Here is an 18,248-nt window from a genome sequence, read left to right as displayed (position 1 = left end):
GGGACCTCCTCATATTAAATTTAAACTTGTGAGGTTTCTTTTACTCCTTCTACTGGTATTACTTGTACATAGCTGTGAAAGGGAATTAAGAGATAAAGCTCCCGATATAGGATGGTATACGAGTTATCCCTCGGCTCTAAAAGAGGCTGAGATAGCAGGAAAGCCTGTATTTCTCTACTTCTCAGCGGTGTGGTGTAGCTGGTGTAGGGAATACGAGAAGGAGCTTGTAAAGATAGCTCCATATATATCCGAAAACTTTGTTCCCCTAAACCTGGATAGCGACAGGGACAGGGAGCTTTTTTTAAAGTTTGGTGGCAGAGGAACCCCTTTAACAGTTGTGCTGGACCAAAGAGAGAAGGTTCTTCTGAAATTCCACGGCTCTGTAAAATCTGAGGACCTGAAGGAAATCCTGTACCTTGTTCGCAGAGGTGAAGCAAGTCCAACTGATAAGAATGAAACTTACAAGATTCAGCTTCCGGGTAAAGAAACATACCAGCTCCTGTTGCAATACTTCCTTACCGATTTGAAAGGAAGATACGATAGTTTTTACGGTGGTTTTTCCTCGCCCTCTAAGAGGGGGAGCGTATTTAAGTGGAGTACACCACTAACCTACGATTTCCTACTTGAGAGAGCACTTCTCACCGATGAAGTTCTTTTCTCTCTTAGAAAAGATATAGAGTTCCTGTACGACCCTGTAGATGGGGGATTCTTTAATTTTTATGATAGGACCCGTGTGTACGAGTTTTACTTTGAAACTTCTAAATCCCTTATGGTAAACGCTCTGATGATACCTGCCCTTTTGGAGGCGTACCGTGTCACCAGGGATAGAGACTTTCTAGGCAAAGCTCTGGGAACTTACTCCTATCTGATAACTTTTCTCCTACACAGGGAGAGCGGTTGTTTCTTCAACGCTCAGGTCTCCGACCCAGAATACTACAACCTTGACCCTCAGGACAGGAAAAGGAGAAAACCACCACCGGTGGATACTGCAATAATAGTGGAAGACAACGCCAAAGCCATTCTTGCTCTACTGGAGCTTTACAGAAAGCTAGAAAGCAAACAGTTTTTAGATACAGCGTTCAGATGCACAGACTACCTTTTGATGAACCTCCTGACTCAAGAGGGTCTTTACAGATACTACGACACCGGCGTCAAGAAAAATAAGAGGGTGAATCTTAATCTTGGAAGGGATATAGCCTGGTTAGGTCTCGCTCTTATTGAGCTGTCCGAGTTTAACCCCACATACAGGGTGAGTTTAAGAAAAATCCTTGAGCTTAAACCTTCCTATGAAGACTGGGTCTCCGTCTCTATAAAGGCGTATATCCTGTCAAGGTTAAGCGGTGATGAGGCAAGAAAGGTTCTCACTGATCTTGAAGTAAACCTTTCCTACCACAACCCTGACGATATGGTCTTTCTTCTGAAAGCCCTTGAAAATATGATTGAAAGGGACGAGATATAGTCTATTATTATCAACTATGGAAAAGGTTTACATATACGACACAACGCTCAGAGACGGCTCCCAGGCTGAGGGTGTAAACTTCTCTCTTGAGGATAAGCTCAGGATAGCTCAAAAGCTTGACGAGTTCGGTATAGACTACATTGAAGGTGGATGGCCCTATGCCAATCCGAAGGATAACCTATTCTTTCAAAAGATTAAAGGTATGAATCTCTCCCATGCGAAACCGGTAACTTTTGGTTCAACGAGAAAACCCGGTAAATCGGTTAAGGAGGACAAACAGATAGAGGCTTTGATAAAGGCAGGTACGCCCGTTGTAACCATATTCGGGAAGAGCTGGGATATGCATGTTACCGAAGCTCTTAAAACCACCCTTGATGAGAACCTTGATATGGTCTATGAGTCCGTTGAATTTTTGAAGAAACATGTTGAAGAGGTTATATTTGATGCGGAGCACTTTTTTGACGGTTTTAAAGCTAACCCCGAGTATGCCCTTGCAGTTCTGGAAGCTGCCGTTAGGGGTGGTGCTGACTGGATCGTTTTGTGCGACACAAACGGGGGCAAGCTACCCCATGAGGTCTATGATATAACTAAGCACGTAACGGAAAGGTTTCCCCAGGTAAAAGTTGGCATCCACGCTCACAACGATTCGGAGACTGCTGTTGCTAACTCAATAATGGCTGTCTTGGCAGGAGCAAGGCAGGTCCACGGAACCATAAACGGCATAGGGGAGAGGACTGGCAACGCAAATCTATGCTCTATAATCCCCAACCTCCAGCTGAAACTTGGTTTTAAAGTCATACCTGAAGAAAACCTCAAAAGACTAACGGAAATAGCCAGGTTTGTGGCTGAGCTGTCCAACATGCCCCTACCAAGAAACATGCCCTACGTTGGAGAAAGTGCCTTCGCTCACAAGGGTGGTGTTCATGCTTCGGCTGTGATGAAGAAAGCGCTAACCTACGAACATATAGACCCTTCCCTCGTTGGAAATAGAAGGAAGATAACGGTCTCGGACCTGGCGGGTAAGAGCAACCTTATATATAAACTCAGGGAGTTCGGTATCAACGTAGATGAGAACTCTCCGGAACTGCTTAGGCTTGTTGAAAGGGTTAAGGAGCTTGAAAATGAAGGGTATCACTTTGAAGCTGCCGAAGCTTCCTTAGAACTCTTATGTAAGAGGCATTTTGGACTTGTGAAGGACTACTTTGACTTTGATGCTTACAGGGTTCTTATCGCCAAAAGGAGGAACGATAGCCTGCCAACCTCAGAAGCGACTGTGAGGCTTGCCGTTGAAGGTGTTGATGAACATACGGCTGCTTTGGGAAACGGTCCGGTAAGTGCCCTTGACAGAGCGTTGAGAAAAGCTCTTGAAGAATTCTACCCAAATCTCAGAGAGATGCAGCTTATAGACTACAAAGTTAGGATAATAAATGAGTCTGCCGGAACTTCTGCAAAGGTTAGGGTTCTCATAGAGTCGGGCGATAGCAAGAGAAAGTGGGGGACGGTTGGGGTTTCTGAGAACGTTATAGAAGCTTCCTGGATAGCCTTAAGGGACGCCATAGTTTATAAACTCATGAAGGATGAGGAAGAAGCTTCCTAATATCCTCCATTATATCCAGGGCGGCTCTTCTGTAGCCCTTTAGATTATCCTCATAGCCAGTGTATACTTTAGGCTTTCCAATGCGTACCTTTATCGGATGTCCGGGTTTTGGGAATTTACTGCCTCTTGGGAACACCCTGTCTGTTCCTTCCACTAAAACTGGAATAACCGGAACACCGCTCTTTACGGCGAGGAGCCCCACCCCCGGTTTAGGTCTTAAGAACTCTCCAGGTTTTGCCCTTGTCCCTTCAGGAAATATGGCAAGCTTGCATCCTTTGCGGAGAAATTCCAGGCTCATCTCCAGTGTGTCTACATCGCCACTACCCCTTTTTACTGGAACAGTTCTCATGTGTCTTATGAGCCAGCCAAAAGGCGGCTTAAAGAGTTCTTCTTTTGCCAGAAATAGGAGCGGTTCTGGAAACACGGAATTTAGAACCGGAGGGTCTAAATGGCTCCTGTGATTTGAAGCCACTATATAAGGACCCTTTGGAGGTATGTTCTCACGTCCGTAAACGCTGACCTTAAAGAGGTTTACAAAAACGAACTTGGCTACGGGACACAAAGGCTTTAACAGGTAATCACCTACCCAGGTAGTTGGGCAACCACTCAACTACTCTTTCCTCTCTACCTTTTCTTTTAGAAACTTCAAGAACTCCTCTATCGTCATTGAGCCTAAGTTTCCTTCTTTCTTGCTTCTCACCGAGACGGTTCCAGCCTCAGCTTCCCTGTCCCCTATAACGAGTATGTACGGTATCTTCATCAGTTCTGCTTCCCTTATCTTGGCGTTCATCCGTTCGTCCCTGTCGTCTATGTCGGCTCTGAAACCTGCCTCCTCAAGGGCTGAAAGAACCTTATTTCCGTAGTCCAAGTGTCTGTCGGCTATAGGAACTATCCTGACCTGGGTTGGAGATAACCATACTGGCAATAAACCTGCATAATGCTCAAGAAGTATCCCGGTGAACCTCTCTATTGAACCCAGCAAGGCTCTGTGTATCATGTAGGGTCTGTGTTTCTGATTGTCCGCACCTACATAGGTCATGTCAAAACGCTCCGGAAGGTTAAAGTCAAACTGGATGGTTGAGCACTGCCAGAGCCTTCCTATAGCATCTCTTATCTTCACGTCAATTTTAGGTCCGTAGAAGGCTCCACCACCTTCATCTATCTCATAGCTGTAACCCAGGTCCTCAACAGCCTTCTTCAGGGCGTTCTCGGAAACCTCCCACTGCTGGTCTGAACCTATTGCATCTTCCGGTCTTGTAGATACGTATATCTTAAAGTCATCAAAACCAAAATCTCTTAGAACCGTTAAGGCTAAGTCAAGGGTGTCCCTAATCACATCATCAACCTGCTCCGGAGTGCAGATGATATGAGCATCATCCTGGGTAAAACCTCTCACCCTAAGAAGCCCATGAAGTACTCCGGACATTTCATATCTGTAAACTGTTCCCAGCTCTGCAAGCTTAATAGGAAGCTCTCTGTAGCTTCTTACCCTGCTCTTATATATGGCTATATGGAAGGGACAGTTCATAGGCTTTACGTAGTACTCTTCTCCTTCCATCTCCATAGGGGGGAACATGTTTGGTCTGTAACACTCAAGATGTCCACTTATCTCCCAGAGCTTGGATTTACCGACGTGTGGTGTGTAAACAAACTGGTAGCCCCTCTTCAGGTGTTCTTCCTTCCAGTAGTCTTCAAGAACTCTCCTGTAAACGGCTCCTCGCGGAAGCCACAGGACTAAACCAGCCCCCACGTTCTCATCTATCATGAAAAACTCAAGCTCTTTGCCAAGCCTCCTGTGGTCTCTCTTCTTAGCTTCTTCATAAAACATAAGCCTCTGTTTTAACTCCTTGTCGGACCAGAAAGCCATACCGTAAATTCTCGTAAGTTGAGGCTGGTCAGCCTTGCCGAGCCAATAAGCTCCTGAAATGGAGGTAAGCTTAAAGGCTCCGGCTTTACCTGTTGAGGGCAGGTGAGGACCCCTGCATAGGTCTATGAAATCTCCCTGCTCGTAAACTGATATAACATCGTCAGGAGGTATCCTCTGGATTATATCTATCTTGTACTTTTCCTTTAGCTGCTCAAAGAGTTTTATCGCCTCTTCCCTCTGGAGCTCCTTTCTGAGGATAGGATAGTCCCTGCTTATTATCTCTTTCATCTTTTCTTCTATCTTGGGAAGGTCTTCTTCGGTTATCCTATGCCCTTCAACCTCAACGTCGTAATAAAAACCTTCCTCAGTAGTTGGACCAACACCCAGATGCACCCTATCAACACCATAAAGCTCTTTGAGAGCCTGAGCCATAATATGGGCAAGGGAATGCCTCATTATCTCAAGACTCTCCGGGTCATCCTTATATATTGGGGTAATCTCTCCACCATCCTTTATAGGTGTCTGGAGGTCCATTATGCGCCCCCCTAATTTTCCTCCAAGGGCATCCTTTATTCCAGCGAGGCTAAACACTTCCCCGAGGGGAGTTCCTTTCTCTACTTCATACTCTTTTCCTTCTATGGAAACTTTTACCTTTTCTTGCACCTTCATAGTTTTCATATTTTACTATCTTCAATATAAAGGGGGTAGGTATGGGTATAAGCGTTTTTATACTCCTGGTTGTTGTCTTATTCTCATTCGCTCAAACGGTGATAAATGCCCATCGGGGGGCGGTCAGAGACCTTGACCTTGCCGGGAAGTTCTTTGTCAGTTGCGGTGATGACGGATACATTCGCGTATGGGACCTGTCCGGCAAGAAGGTACTTGAGATAAAAAGTCACAAAGGGCAGGTGTTATCAGTGGCAATAAACAAAAGGGGTTTTATAGCCTCCGCTGGAGACGACAGAACTGTAAAGATATGGAGACTTCCTAACGGGGAACTTGTGAAAACTCTGAAAGGTCACGAAGAGTACGTGAGGGCTCTCTCTTTCTCAAGGTACGGCAAAAGACTTGCCTCGGGTGATGACCTGTGGGAGATAAGATTATGGGATGCCGTAAACTGGGAACTTATAAAGAAAGTAGAGGGGCATAGTGGTTGGATATTCTCCATAGATTTTTCCCCCACCCAGGACCTGTTCGCTTCAGCCAGCAAGGATACGACGGTAAGATTGTGGTACCCTGACGGCTCCTCCGTGGTTTTGGAGGGGCATGAAGATTTTGTTTATGACCTTTCCTTCTCCCCTGATGGAGAGAAGCTCGTGTCCGTTGGTAACGACGGTTACCTGATAGTATGGGACGTGGTGAAAAGGCAGGGTTTGTTTAAAATCAAAGCCCATGAAGGGGCTGTTTACACTGTTCACTACTCTCCTAAAGGGGACCTCATAGCAACCGCTGGGTTTGATTCTGTTATAAAGCTGTGGGATGCTAAGACCTTCGCACTCGTTGGAACGTTGAAGGGACATAAGGGGTCCGTAACCAGGCTACGCTTCTCCCCGGACGGTAAAAAGCTTGTATCGGGAGACGATAGGGGGAAGATAATAATCTGGAACCTAAAGTGAAACTATTCGCCTTCAAGCTTTCTTACTACTGATATGAGTATTTCCCTTATAGTTTTTAAGCCTCTTGAAGGGTTTCCCTTTATCTCCTCATAGTTCTCCCCTACCCTGTAGTAAAGGTCAAGAAGTTCATAATCGTACTTAGTCCTTATCAGCAGAGCTTCAAGGAATTTCCTCAGTCTGTAGTTTAAGTCCTCTACTTCCCTCCACGTGGGATTCTTAACTGAATCTACCTCCTCTATAAGTTCGTAGAGTTCTTCCAGCCTGAGCTCTTGGTCTTCCATCCTTTCCCTCCCATCTTATGGTTGTATAAAAATTATAATCTTCTTCCATGAAAGCGGTAGTGCAAAGAGTTGAAGAATCTTTCGTCAAGGTTAACGACAGAGTTGTTGGAAGGATAGGGAAGGGCTTAAACATATTGCTCGGTGTAAAGAAAGGAGATAGCGAAGAAGACATAGAAAAGCTCGTTCGTAAGATAGTCAACCTCCGCATATTTGAAGACGAGAGCGGTAAATTCCAGCACTCCTTGCTTGACATAGGTGGTGAGGCTCTTGTGGTGTCTCAATTTACGCTGTATGCGAATGTAAAGAAGGGGAGGAGACCAAGTTTTGAGCTTGCGGAGGAGCCTGCCAGGGCGGAGGAGCTTTACAACAGGTTTGTTGAGAGGCTGAGAAGAGAGGGTGTGAGGGTTGAAACAGGCATCTTTGGAGCTATGATGGATGTGTTTATAAGGAACTGGGGTCCCGTAACCATAATTGTGGATTCTGAAGAGATATGAATTATCTTAATCTTTGGAGGGAAGCTATGGAGGAGAAGAGAACGATACTTGAGTGTGTCGGACCCTGTATAGAGAAAATCAAAGAACATGCGGAGCTGAAAGAACTCTACAAGAAACTTGCCGAGAGAGAGGAGAAAAGGATAACGGACATCTTGCCAGAGAAGATAGAGGACTATCACAAGAAGATGAAGAGTTACATAAAGGAGCTTGTTGAAGAGATTAAAGCCTACAGAGAAACTTACGAAAACCTGAGCCCTGGTAAACAGAAGGAAGAAGTAAAACAAGACCTTGAAGACTTAGAGAGGGAGCTTTACTGCTGTATATACGAGCTCTTTGAGCTCTATCACTACTTTAGAACCCTTGAGGAACTTTCTGACCAGCATATAGAGCAGGCTCTGAATATCCCTGGAAAGCTTATCTACGAACTTTTGCTTGAGTTGAGGGGTGTCTGTTAATAGCCTTTCCGGCAGGATGTGTGATAAAACCATCAGATTTGTATAATATTTATATGGTAGAGGTTGAAAAACTAATAAAAGAAGGCTTGACCTTTGATGATGTACTGCTGGTTCCTGATTACTCGGAAGTCTTACCTCACGAGGTAGATGTTTCTACATACATAACCAAGAAGATAAAACTTAACATACCCATAGTTTCTGCGGCTATGGACACCGTTACGGAGGCACGTCTTGCCATAGCCCTTGCCCGTGAAGGAGGTATGGGTATTATCCACAGAAACATGCCTATAAAGGAACAGGCGAGAGAGGTGGAGAAGGTCAAGAAATCTGAAAGCGGAATGATACTTAACCCAGTCACTGTGAAACCAGAGGCAACGGTGAGAGAGGCTCTTGACATAATGGAAAGGTACAAGATATCTGGTGTTCCAGTCGTTGATGAACAAAACAAGCTTGTTGGTATATTGACGAACAGAGACCTGAGGTTTATAAAAGCCACAGATTACGATAAACCGGTATCCCTTTTCATGACCAAGGACAATCTGGTTACAGCTCAGGAGGGAATTACCTTAGAGGAGGCTACGGATATACTTCAAAGATTTAAGGTTGAAAAGCTCCCTATAGTTGACAGGGAAGGAAGGATAAAGGGACTTATAACCATAAAAGACATAGTCAAGAGGAAAAAATATCCGAACGCATGCAAGGACGAAATAGGAAGGCTCCGTGTCGGTGCTGCCGTTGGAACGGGCGAGGATATTATTGATAGGGTGTCGGCTCTGGCGGAAGCCGGCGTTGACCTTATAGTAGTTGATACAGCCCACGGACACTCCAAGAGGGTGCTTGATACAGTTAAGAAGGTGAAAGCTCAATTTCCGGACCTGCAGGTTGTTGCTGGAAACGTTGCAACCGCAGAGGGTACAAAGGCACTGATAGAAGCCGGGGCAGATGCAGTTAAGATAGGTGTTGGACCGGGTTCCATATGTACAACCCGTGTAGTTGCAGGTGTGGGCGTTCCCCAAATTACAGCTATAATGGAAGCTTACAGCGTCGCAAAGGATGAGGACATACCTGTAATAGCAGATGGAGGTATCAGGTACTCCGGAGACATCGTTAAGGCTTTGGCGGCTGGTGCAAATGTGGTTATGCTGGGAAACCTCTTGGCAGGCACTGAGGAAGCCCCTGGTGAAACCATATACTATCAGGGAAGAGCCTACAAGGTTTACAGGGGCATGGGTTCTTTGGGTGCAATGGTAACGAGGCTGTCTTCAGACAGATACGGACAGGACAAGCTTGAGAAGTTTGTTCCGGAAGGTATAGAAGGAAGGGTTCCCTACAAAGGGAAGTTGAGCGATGTTATATATCAGCTCGTTGGTGGGCTGAGGTCCGGAATGGGTTACACGGGGTGCAGAAGCGTTAAGGAGCTTCAAGAAAAGGCGAAGTTTGTCAGGATCACATGGGCAGGATACAGAGAGTCTCACGTTCATGACGTTCAGATAACAAGGGAAGCTCCAAACTACTGGGTGGAGTGAGGTTCAATGAGGTTTAGGGAAACTGACTTACCGGGGGTGGGGAAGAGGTACACCCTTGAACTTGAAGACGGTGGAGAACTTACCCTTATAATTCACAACACCGGCAGAAGAGAGCTTTACATAATAGAGCAGGAGGAAGAGGAGCCCACCTGCGTAATATCCCTTACCGAGGATGAAGCTAAGGATTTGGGCTTTTTACTCGCTGGCACTACCTATCAACCCGTAGCTCCGGAGAAGATGGAGCTCATAATGAAGGAGATGGTCATGGAGTGGGTCAGGGTGGGAGAAGGCTCAAACCTTGTGAATAAGACTATAGCCGAAGCCCAGATAAGGAAGAAGACAAAAGCCTCAATAGTTGCAATAATAAGGGGAGAGGATATGATAGTCAGTCCAGACCCATATGATACCGTTATAAAGCCTGGAGACACCCTTGTAGTTGTGGGGACAAGACAGCACATAAATAGCTTCCTTGAATACTGCGGCGAGTGTTACACCTGAACTATGGAGCATTCTCTAACCTTCATACAGATAAATCTACTCTTCATAATAATGTTTCTGTCTGCCTATATCCTAAAGAAGGTAAGGGTACCTCCGATAATCTCCTATCTACTTGTAGGCTTTTTAGCCAAGTTCTGGGTGCACCCTGAAAGCACACGGTTAATAGAGCTCTTTAAAGAGGCGGGCATAATACTCCTGTTCTTCTTCATAGGTCTTGAATATTCCTTTGAAAGGCTCAGAAACATGGTCTCTATATGGAAGCCGGGTGTGGTTGACCTTCTTTTTAATTTCTTTCCCGTCTTCCTCCTCTCCTTAATGTTCGGTTTTGACCCGATACTCTCACTGCTGATAGCGGGGGTCTTTTACCCCTCCAGCACCTCCATAGTTGCAAAACTACTTATGGATTTTAAAAGGTTGGCTTCTCCAGAGGCAGAACTACTCATTGGAATTCTCATATTTGAAGACCTGGTTGCGATAATACTCCTCTCTGTCCTTATTCCCGTTGTGGAGTTTGGAAGTGTTGACCCGGGAACGTTGCCCATAAGTCTTTTTAAAATAGTCCTGGTTTTAACGGTTTTTTATCTGTTTTACAAGCTCCTCATGCCTAAGATTCAACCCTGGCTTGACAGAGTATCCGAGGAGGAAAGCTTTGTGTTCTTCCTCCTTGGTCTGATAATGGTTATAGGTGTTTCCTTTAAGGAGGCTGGGCTTTCAGAAGCCTTGGGAGCTTTTCTTTTAGGTGTGCTTGTTCCAGAGACCAGAGTGATGGAAAGCATTGAGCACCACCTCTCTGCTCTAAAGGAGCTATCCATAGGTATCTTTTTCTTCTTCTTTGCCTATGAGAGTTCTCTCTCACTTCCTCAAGACCTGAGGTTTGTCCTGCTGCTTATAGCCCTGGGTATAGTCCTTAAAGTTATATCAACTTACCTTGCCGCTTACCTTTACGGAATGAAGAAGAAAACCAGACTCAGAACTTCTCTCTCTTTTGTCCCGCGAGGTGAATTCTCTGTTGTGATAGCTTCTCTAGAACCCTCTGTCAAAATCTTATCTATACCCTTTATCTTCGCAACGGCTTTAATAGGTAGCTTCCTGTTTGTGATTGCTCCAAGAGTAGCGGACATATTCTATCCACCTAAAAAGAAACCTCCGAAGAAGAAAGCCCAGAGAGAGCCTTTTCTAACTCAAGCCTCTTAAGCTCAAGGTCATCTCCTTCCTTAACCTCTATTGGCATTCCGATGACAACCACACCCTTCGTGAAAGGGTAGGGAATCGTAAACCTGTCCCAAGAGTTCAGAATCTTGGCACGCTCAAATTTGACTACGGCTGGTATTATCTTCGCCCCGGTTTTCTGAGCAAGGAAAACAACACCTTTTTTCACCTTGAAGGCAGGACCTTTAGGACCATCAACGGTTATAGCAACATTTTTACCTCTCTTTAGGGCATCTATAAGCTTGAGGGTTCCTGTCCTGCCCCCCTTTTCAACTTTCCCTTCTTCAGTTGAACCCCTCACCACGTTGAAACCCAGACCTTTCAAGAGCGCGGTTGCTATCTCCCCATCCCTGAACCTGCTTGCAAGGGTGTATATACCTCTGTCCATCCCGAACATAGCAAGGGCAAGAGCCTGTCCATGCCATATTGCATATATAGTTCCCCTATCCTTATCAAAGTCGTACCTCTTCTTCCAGCGTATAGTCCTTGCAAGAATCCTCGTCAGCAGCACTATCACTGGCATAAGGGCAAGGATAAGTTTGAATTTGATTAACTTAACTCTTTTACGCATGTAGATGATATTATTACTAAAAACTGGTTGTGAGGTGAGCTATGGAAGAGCAGTATGTTGCAGTTCCATTCAGTTTGGTGGGTTTCTTTGTAACCAACAGGCCTATTGAGGAGAGCATCAGGGATGACTTAACCCCTGAGGAGATGGAAAAGCTCCAGGACCTGGTGGCAAAGTTCCTCTTCAAGGAAGGGGTGAAGGTTGCACTGTATCCCTCGGTCGTCCCTCCGGACCAGGCTGAAGAAGCAGTCAGTGAGCTTGAGGGTATGATATTCGGGGAGGAAGAATGAGCACAAGGATAGTTGTTTGTGGAGCTCTCGGTCGTATGGGAAGGCGTATAATAGAGCTTTCCCTGCAGGACCAAGAGGTGAGAGTGGTTGGAGGAGTTGAGCATCCTGACTGTATACCCTCCATTGACCTGGGAGAGGCAATCGGGCAAGCAGAGCTCAAGGGTGTCCCACTTACAAGCAGACTGGAAGAGCTTTTACCTTCCTGCGACGTGGTGATAGAATTTTCGGGTAATACGACAGCAGCGGTAGGACATACCAAGCTTGCAACCCTTGACGGAAAAGCTGTGGTGATAGGCACGACAGGATTTACCTCCCAGGAGCTATCCGAGATAGAGGAGGCATCCAAAACCGCTCCAGTTTTGTTTTCCCCCAATATGAGCCTTGGGGTAAATCTCCTGTTCAAGCTCGTTGAGACTGCTGCAAGGGTTTTAAAAGACAAAAACTTTGATGTAGAGGTTGTAGAGATACATCACAGATTCAAGAAGGATGCACCGAGCGGAACGGCTGTCAAACTTGCACAGATACTCAAAGAAAGCGCACGACTGGACGAGGTCATTTACGGAAGAGAAGGAGAATCACCCAGGAAAGAGGGGGAGCTCGGTGTTTTTGCTGTAAGGGGAGGCGATGTTGTTGGAGACCATACCGTTTACTTTCTTGGTTTTGGAGAGAGGATAGAGTTAACCCACAGGGCAAGTTCCAGGGACACCTTTGCAAAGGGAGCTCTTGAAGCAGCAAAATGGATAAAGGGTAAAAAACCCGGTATGTACACCATGTTTGATGTACTGAATCTATGAGAGAGCAGGACTTACAGAAGCTTGAGTTCCACAAAGTTAAAGAGAAGTTAAAGGAATTTACCAACTCTCCCGCAACCAATGAGGTGATAGAGAATTTAAGTCCTATGACTTCCCTGGAGGAGATCAATTCTGAGATAGAGCTTTTCAACAGCTTCACCCAAGTTGATGGGCTGACTCTCTATAACTTTGAGGATATAAGGGAGCTTCTTAAGAGGTCAAGAATTGAGGGGGCGTCCCTCAGTGTTGAGGAACTACTAAAACTCCAGAACACTTTGAAACTCATAAAGGAAGTTAGGAAGGTTATAGGGAGCGAAGCGGAAAACAAAGTCCCGTTGAGAAGACTTTCAAGGAGGCTACACCTATTCTCCTCACTGGAGAACCTTATAGAGTCTACGATTGACAGAAGGGGTTTCGTTAAAGATGAGGCAAGCGAGGAGCTCTTTAACCTTAGAAAAAGCATAAGGGGTCTGGAAAAGGAGATAATGGACAGGCTTGAGAGCCTATTGAGGAGACCAGATGCGGACAAGGTATTCACTGACAGGATAATAACTCTCCGGAATAACCGTTACGTTGTTCCTGTGAAAAGCTCTCAGGTTAAAAAGATATTTGGCATAATCCATGGCACCTCCTCTTCCGGTTACACAACCTATGTTGAACCCCAGTTTGTAATTCAGTTGAACAACAAGCTCACAGAGTTGAAAGCGAGGGAAGAGGAGGAAACTATAAAGGTACTCAGAAGGATAACCTCTTACGTAGGGGATTTCGCTCCCAAAATAGAAGAGAGCTTTGAAACCCTCGTGAAGATTGACCTGCTTCAGGCAAAAAGGAAATTTGCGGAAGCCATCGGGGGTAAGTTTCCCCAGTTAGCTGGACATATTGAATTGAAAGAAGTAAAACATCCTATCCTTGCTCTGATAAACCCAGATACCGTTCCGGTGAACATAGTCATCAAAGAGAAGAAGGGGCTCATACTTACAGGTCCCAACACCGGAGGCAAAACGGTAGCTTTAAAAACCTTAGGTTTAGTTACCCTTATGGTTCAGAGCGCCATACCGGTCCCTGTACAAGAGGGGAGCATTCTGAGAGTTTTTCAGAGGGTTTTTGCAGATATCGGAGATGAGCAAAGCATAGAGCAGAACCTTTCAACTTTCTCATCCCATATGACGAATATAGCCCAGTTCCTACCAAACAGCGATGAAAACACCCTCGTGCTCCTGGATGAACTTGGAGCGGGAACAGACCCTGTAGAGGGCTCAGCCTTAGGCATAGGAATACTGGAGTATCTGAAGAAGCGAGGAGCTTGGGTTTTCGCCAATACCCATCACACGCCTATAAAAGTCTACGCGGTAAATTCTGACTACTTCGTTCCAGGGAGTGTCCTCTTTGATAGAGAAACCCTAAAGCCCCTATACAAAATCGCCTACAACACCATAGGGGAGAGCATGGCTTTTGAGGTTGCAAGCAGATGCGGGATTCCCGAGGAAGTCATAGAAATTGCAAAATCAAGCATTAAAGCGGAGGGCAGGGAATACATGAGCGCAATGGAGAAGCTCTCCGATTACACGAGGGAATACGAGGAGAAACTGGAAGAACTTGAAAATCTCAAGGAAGAACTCAGTAAGGAGAAGGAGAAGTATGAAGAACTATACAGAGAGTATATGGAATTTAAAAGGAGAGGCTGGAAGGAAGCTTATAAGGAGGCTAAGGAGTATTTAAGAAAGCTGATAAACGAAGGGCAGGAAGTCCTCAAAAAGGCAAAAACTAAGGAAGAGCTTGAGGACTTTATCAGGGAGCAAGAGAAACAGTTAAAACTCTTTATGCCCAGAGAAGAAAAGGAAGAGATAAAAGTTGGGGACATGGTTGAGTTTATGGGCAAGAAGGGAAGGGTTTCCCAGATAAAGGAGGGGAAAGCTTACGTTAACCTTGAGGGTATGAGAATCTGGATTGACATTGACTCACTCATCAAGCTCAAGAAAACTCCTGGTAAGAAGGAGCCTCAGGTGCCTAAGGGTACATTGGCAAGGACTGAGATAAACCTTATAGGTATGGACGCAAATACAGCTCTTTTGGAACTTGAAAAGTTCATAGAGGAGGCTTACGCAGCGGGACATAAAAGTGTTAGGGTGGTGCACGGCATAGGAAAGGGGGTCTTAAAACAGGTTGTTCACGAATTCCTTTCCAAATCGGACAAGGTGAGGTTTTACAGAGAAGCTTACCCAAAAGAGGGGGGTTCCGGTGTAACTATGGTCTATCTCAATGTTCAGTAGTATCATTAAACAAGCATGGGTATGGTGATTGAAGTTATACCTGTAGGACCTCTTGCGGTTAACTGCTCTGTGGTAGCGGATGATAGGACAGGAAAGGCTATCGTAATAGACCCCGGCGCAGACGCCCAGAAGATTATAGAGGTAGCTAAAGAGTTTGAAGTTATCGGTGTGCTAAATACCCATGGACATATAGACCATGTGGGTCAAGTAAAAACGGTAAAGGAGTATTTCAACGTCCCCTTCTACCTTCACAAAGAAGACCTTTACCTTATAGAAGACGAGATATGGGAAGGCTTTTCCAGGTATATAGGGGCGGTGCCATGCCCACCACCTGACGAGTACCTTGAAGAAGGTATGGAGATAAGCGTGGGGGATTTAAAGTTGAGAGTCCTTCATACGCCCGGACATACACCCGGACTATGTTGCTTTTATATAGAGGACGAAAACATACTTATAGCGGGAGACCTCCTATTTAAAGGAAGTATAGGGAGGACGGATCTCCCTGGCGGAAATCCAGAGGAGATGAAAGCTTCTTTAAAAAGAGTATTTACTGAACTACCTGATGAAACCATAGTAATATGCGGGCATTATGAAGAGACAACGATAGGACACGAGAGGAAGTTCAACCCCTACCTGCACGGTGGTCTGGTATGAGCAGAACTATAGTTAAGGTAGAGAGCCTTTACAAGGATATAGAGGGCAGAAAGATACTCAAGAATGTATCCTTTGAGGTAACGGAAAGGGAGATATTCTCCATAATAGGAGGAAGCGGGAGCGGAAAGACCTCTATAACCAAGCACATAATAGGTCTTTGGAAACCAACTTCAGGACGCGTCCTGGTTTTCGGTAAGGAGGTATCAAAACTGTCTCTTCAGGAGCTTGATGAGCTCAGGAAGAATATAGGCTACGTTTTCCAGGAAGGAGCTCTGTTTGACAGTCTTAAGGTATGGGAAAACGTGGGCTTCTATTTCTTAGAACACACGAATATGAGCAGGCGGGAGGTAAGGGATATAGCACTTGAGAAGCTCAGGCTTGTGGACCTGGACGAGGACGTGTTAGACCTTATGCCCTCTGAGCTTTCAGGCGGTATGAGAAAGAGGGTATCAATAGCCAGAGCTATAGCCACCGATCCTAAGCTCATAATTTATGACGAGCCCACGTCTGGTCTTGACCCTATAACGAGCAGGGTTATAGACAAGCTGATACTCCAGCTCAGAGAAAGAACCGGCACAACAGCGATAGTTGTAACCCACGATATGATATCCGCCTTTACCATATCGGACAGGGTCTTGGTCCTTAAAAAAGGGGAAACTGTCGCTATAGGTGAACCGGAGGAGGTCCTCAACTCACCAGACCCCTTTATTCAAGAGTTCATAGGTGATATGAAGGACTGCTTAACTAAGCAAGGCAGGGGTCTCTAAAAAAACTCTCCTCATGACAGGATAGTCGTTCTTCACCCCCTTAGACAGAAGGAACTGAAAGAGATGATTACTTCCGACGTAGAAGGAAACGGCAGAAGCAACGAGATACAGGTCCCACATCCTTACAAACTCCTCACCGTACATACCTTTAACCTCTTCCACCCTGTCCCAGAAGCGCTTTCTCCATTCCCTTAAAGTCATGTAGTAGTGTATTCTCCAGTCATCTATGTCTATAAGACAGAAATTGAGCCCCTCAAAGGCGCAGAGAACTTCAGGTATACCCGGCAGATAACCACCAGGGAATATATACTTCCTTATCCACCTGCTCTGGGTACTGGGATGAACCTTGCCTATGGTGTGGAGAAGGAAAAGACCTCCCTCATCCATAACCCTGTTAACGGTGTTAAAAAAGGCTTTGTAATGCTCCCTCCCTACATGCTCAAACATTCCCACTGAAACAACCTTATTAAACTTTCTTTCCAGCTCTGGAAGGTCAGCGTAGTGCATAAGGTAAACCTCAACCCTATCTTCAAGCCCTCTCCTCTTTATCTCCCCCTTTACATACTCGTACTGATTTTCTGAAAGGGTAATTCCAACACTCCTGACCCCGTAATTCTCAGCACTCTCTAAAATTATAGAACCCCAACCGCAACCAATATCAAGGAGTCTGTCTCCCTCTTCAAGCTGAAGTTTTTCATAAATTATCTTCCTCTTTTCCCTTTGAGCCTCCTCAAGACTCATGTTTGGAGAGCTGAAAAAGGCACAGGAATAGGTCATAGATTCGTCAAGCCAGAGTTTGTAAAAATCGTTCCCCAGGTCATAGTGTCTTTTTATATTCTCTTTCTCCTTGAGCTTGTTTATAAAGCTCAGGGTATTAACAACCTTGAAGAACAATACTGAAAAACCCCTATTTCCCTCCAAGTTGTTTATATACCTATTCCCGGCAACAAGAACCTTCTCCAGGTCCCCCTCAATCTCTATCTCACCCCTCATGTAACCCTCACCAAACCCCATTTCCGGGTCTTTCAGGACCCTGTCAAGGGCTTTCCAGCTTTTAAACACAACCCTGTGAGTGACGTTGCCTTCAGGTACGTTCTTACCGTCTGGCAAGCGTACACCTATACCCTCGTCACTGAAGTGATTGATGTCCTTTAATATTTTTTCAAGGAGTCTCCCCTTCATGGCTCCCTAACCTCCTCCTCTTAATATTTATTTGGCTTTTTTTCAGTATTTCAACCCCCACATCTCAGCACTTCTGCAACAAAGGGGATTACACCGTCGTTAAACATACCTAATTTCTCTGCTGCCGCTTTGGATAGATCAAGGTGCCTCCCTCTAACGAAGGGACCTCTGTCAAGGACTTTAACCTTTACGGTTCGCCCGTTTTTTAAGTTCTTCACGAGGAGCAACGTACCAAGAGGAAGGGTCCTATGAGCAGCAACGTAATCGTGCATATTGAAACTTGTACCCGCCGCGGTTTTCTTTCCATGGAACTTGGGGCCGTACCAGGAGGCGTAACCCCTTATATACTTGGGACACATCCTCACATTGTTTTCTCCGCATCTTAGGACTTCTACCCTTGCTCTGAACTGATCGTTTCTGCTCATAAAGTGTTTGTACTTCTTTGGTATGCATAGTCCCTTTACGCTCCTGTTTTTTCTAACTGCTATTGTTAAACCCTTTCCTGTTTCAAGACTGGTAACTCTTACCCTGCTTAGGTGTTGTATCCTGTCCGAATAAGCGTAATTCGTAGGGCAATAATTAACGAGCATAACGCTTTCCTCAGGACACTCGGCGACAAGGTCTTCGTACTCGTACTTTATCCTACCTGTAGGTGGCGCACAGGCAACTACCAGAAAGATAAAACTGAGCAAAAGGGCAGAAAACCTCATCAGTTTATACCTAT

At 45.4% G+C, this 18,248-nt stretch carries 19 protein-coding genes; 13 read left to right on the top strand and 6 right to left on the bottom strand.

The genetic code is table 11. The annotated features are described in order from the left end of the window. Positions 1 to 28: 28 nt before the first annotated feature. Together BCF55_RS04290 and cimA are read left to right on the top strand one after the other, a co-directional pair. Positions 29 to 1,459, top strand: coding sequence for a thioredoxin family protein (locus BCF55_RS04290; RefSeq protein WP_170144742.1), 1,431 nt, complete (start codon positions 29 to 31; stop codon positions 1,457 to 1,459). Between the two features lie 16 nt (positions 1,460 to 1,475). Next, complete coding sequence (gene cimA, locus BCF55_RS04285; RefSeq protein WP_121010484.1) at positions 1,476 to 3,056, top strand: citramalate synthase; 1,581 nt, start codon at positions 1,476 to 1,478, stop codon at positions 3,054 to 3,056. On the opposite strand, the gene BCF55_RS04280 is transcribed toward cimA, so the two are convergent. Both BCF55_RS04280 and thrS read right to left on the bottom strand, forming a co-directional pair. After that, entirely contained in the window at positions 3,028 to 3,666 is a 639-nt protein-coding gene (locus tag BCF55_RS04280; RefSeq protein ID WP_121010481.1) for a lysophospholipid acyltransferase family protein, read from the bottom strand. The genes cimA and BCF55_RS04280 overlap by 29 nt on opposite strands. Then, on the bottom strand, positions 3,667 to 5,592 hold the full coding sequence (gene thrS / locus BCF55_RS04275) for a threonine--tRNA ligase (RefSeq protein WP_121013142.1): 1,926 nt from the start codon (positions 5,590 to 5,592) through the stop codon (positions 3,667 to 3,669). A gap of 41 nt (positions 5,593 to 5,633) precedes the next feature. Here thrS and BCF55_RS04270 point away from each other — a divergent pair, with 41 nt between their 5' ends. Continuing rightward, on the top strand, positions 5,634 to 6,539 hold the full coding sequence (locus BCF55_RS04270) for a WD40 repeat domain-containing protein (protein ID WP_121010478.1): 906 nt from the start codon (positions 5,634 to 5,636) through the stop codon (positions 6,537 to 6,539). 2 nt (positions 6,540 to 6,541) lie between these two features. On the opposite strand, the gene BCF55_RS04265 is transcribed toward BCF55_RS04270, so the two are convergent. Beyond that, the gene (locus tag BCF55_RS04265; protein ID WP_121010475.1) at positions 6,542 to 6,820 is read right to left on the bottom strand and encodes a hypothetical protein; all 279 of its coding nucleotides are present in this window, start codon (positions 6,818 to 6,820) and stop codon (positions 6,542 to 6,544) included. A 47-nt stretch (positions 6,821 to 6,867) separates the two neighbouring features. Between BCF55_RS04265 and dtd the strand changes: the two genes are divergently transcribed. From dtd to BCF55_RS04240, 5 genes are read left to right on the top strand one after another with little or no spacing between them, the layout of a single operon-like run. Next, on the top strand, positions 6,868 to 7,314 hold the full coding sequence (dtd, locus tag BCF55_RS04260; RefSeq protein ID WP_121010472.1) for a D-aminoacyl-tRNA deacylase: 447 nt from the start codon (positions 6,868 to 6,870) through the stop codon (positions 7,312 to 7,314). 26 nt (positions 7,315 to 7,340) lie between these two features. Next, on the top strand, positions 7,341 to 7,769 hold the full coding sequence (locus BCF55_RS04255) for a hypothetical protein (RefSeq protein ID WP_121010469.1): 429 nt from the start codon (positions 7,341 to 7,343) through the stop codon (positions 7,767 to 7,769). 53 nt (positions 7,770 to 7,822) lie between these two features. Then, on the top strand, positions 7,823 to 9,295 hold the full coding sequence (gene guaB, locus BCF55_RS04250) for an IMP dehydrogenase (protein ID WP_121010466.1): 1,473 nt from the start codon (positions 7,823 to 7,825) through the stop codon (positions 9,293 to 9,295). Positions 9,296 to 9,301: 6 nt separating this feature from the next. Then, entirely contained in the window at positions 9,302 to 9,793 is a 492-nt protein-coding gene (locus BCF55_RS04245; protein WP_121010463.1) for a cation:proton antiporter regulatory subunit, read from the top strand. A 3-nt stretch (positions 9,794 to 9,796) separates the two neighbouring features. After that, positions 9,797 to 10,987 (top strand): cation:proton antiporter, encoded by a 1,191-nt coding sequence (locus BCF55_RS04240; protein ID WP_121010460.1) that lies wholly within the window; start codon positions 9,797 to 9,799, stop codon positions 10,985 to 10,987. On the opposite strand, the gene BCF55_RS04235 is transcribed toward BCF55_RS04240, so the two are convergent. Further along, complete coding sequence (locus BCF55_RS04235) at positions 10,926 to 11,573, bottom strand: lysophospholipid acyltransferase family protein (protein WP_121010457.1); 648 nt, start codon at positions 11,571 to 11,573, stop codon at positions 10,926 to 10,928. The genes BCF55_RS04240 and BCF55_RS04235 overlap by 62 nt on opposite strands. 41 nt (positions 11,574 to 11,614) lie before the next feature. Between BCF55_RS04235 and BCF55_RS04230 the strand changes: the two genes are divergently transcribed. Genes BCF55_RS04230 through BCF55_RS04210 form a run of 5 tightly spaced genes read left to right on the top strand, consistent with a single transcriptional unit; the run spans position 11,615 to position 16,342 of the window. Then, positions 11,615 to 11,860, top strand: a complete 246-nt coding sequence (locus BCF55_RS04230; RefSeq protein WP_121010454.1) for a hypothetical protein — start codon at positions 11,615 to 11,617, stop codon at positions 11,858 to 11,860. Further along, entirely contained in the window at positions 11,857 to 12,654 is a 798-nt protein-coding gene (gene dapB, locus BCF55_RS04225; protein ID WP_121010451.1) for a 4-hydroxy-tetrahydrodipicolinate reductase, read from the top strand. The genes BCF55_RS04230 and dapB overlap by 4 nt, the downstream gene beginning before the upstream one ends. Next, positions 12,651 to 14,921: an endonuclease MutS2 gene (locus tag BCF55_RS04220; protein ID WP_121010448.1), complete on the top strand. Its 2,271-nt coding sequence runs from the start codon at positions 12,651 to 12,653 to the stop codon at positions 14,919 to 14,921. Before dapB ends, BCF55_RS04220 begins: the two co-directional genes overlap by 4 nt. Positions 14,922 to 14,942: 21 nt before the next feature. Next, the gene (locus tag BCF55_RS04215; protein WP_121013141.1) at positions 14,943 to 15,575 is read left to right on the top strand and encodes an MBL fold metallo-hydrolase; all 633 of its coding nucleotides are present in this window, start codon (positions 14,943 to 14,945) and stop codon (positions 15,573 to 15,575) included. Further along, a complete protein-coding gene (locus tag BCF55_RS04210) occupies positions 15,572 to 16,342 on the top strand; it encodes an ABC transporter ATP-binding protein (RefSeq protein WP_121010445.1) in 771 nt (256 codons plus the stop codon). Before BCF55_RS04215 ends, BCF55_RS04210 begins: the two co-directional genes overlap by 4 nt. Here the strand turns inward: BCF55_RS04210 and BCF55_RS04205 are convergent. Next, on the bottom strand, positions 16,316 to 17,524 hold the full coding sequence (locus BCF55_RS04205; protein ID WP_121010442.1) for a class I SAM-dependent methyltransferase: 1,209 nt from the start codon (positions 17,522 to 17,524) through the stop codon (positions 16,316 to 16,318). The two genes, BCF55_RS04210 and BCF55_RS04205, sit on opposite strands and share 27 nt — an antisense overlap. A 50-nt stretch (positions 17,525 to 17,574) precedes the next feature. After that, complete coding sequence (locus BCF55_RS04200) at positions 17,575 to 18,234, bottom strand: septal ring lytic transglycosylase RlpA family protein (RefSeq protein WP_121010439.1); 660 nt, start codon at positions 18,232 to 18,234, stop codon at positions 17,575 to 17,577. Between the last annotated feature and the right edge of the window lie 14 nt (positions 18,235 to 18,248).

Origin of the sequence: Hydrogenivirga caldilitoris, assembly GCF_003664005.1 — a bacterium.
In the GTDB taxonomy this organism is placed as follows: domain Bacteria; phylum Aquificota; class Aquificia; order Aquificales; family Aquificaceae; genus Hydrogenivirga; species Hydrogenivirga caldilitoris.
This window is presented reverse-complemented; position numbering and strand designations above follow the sequence as displayed.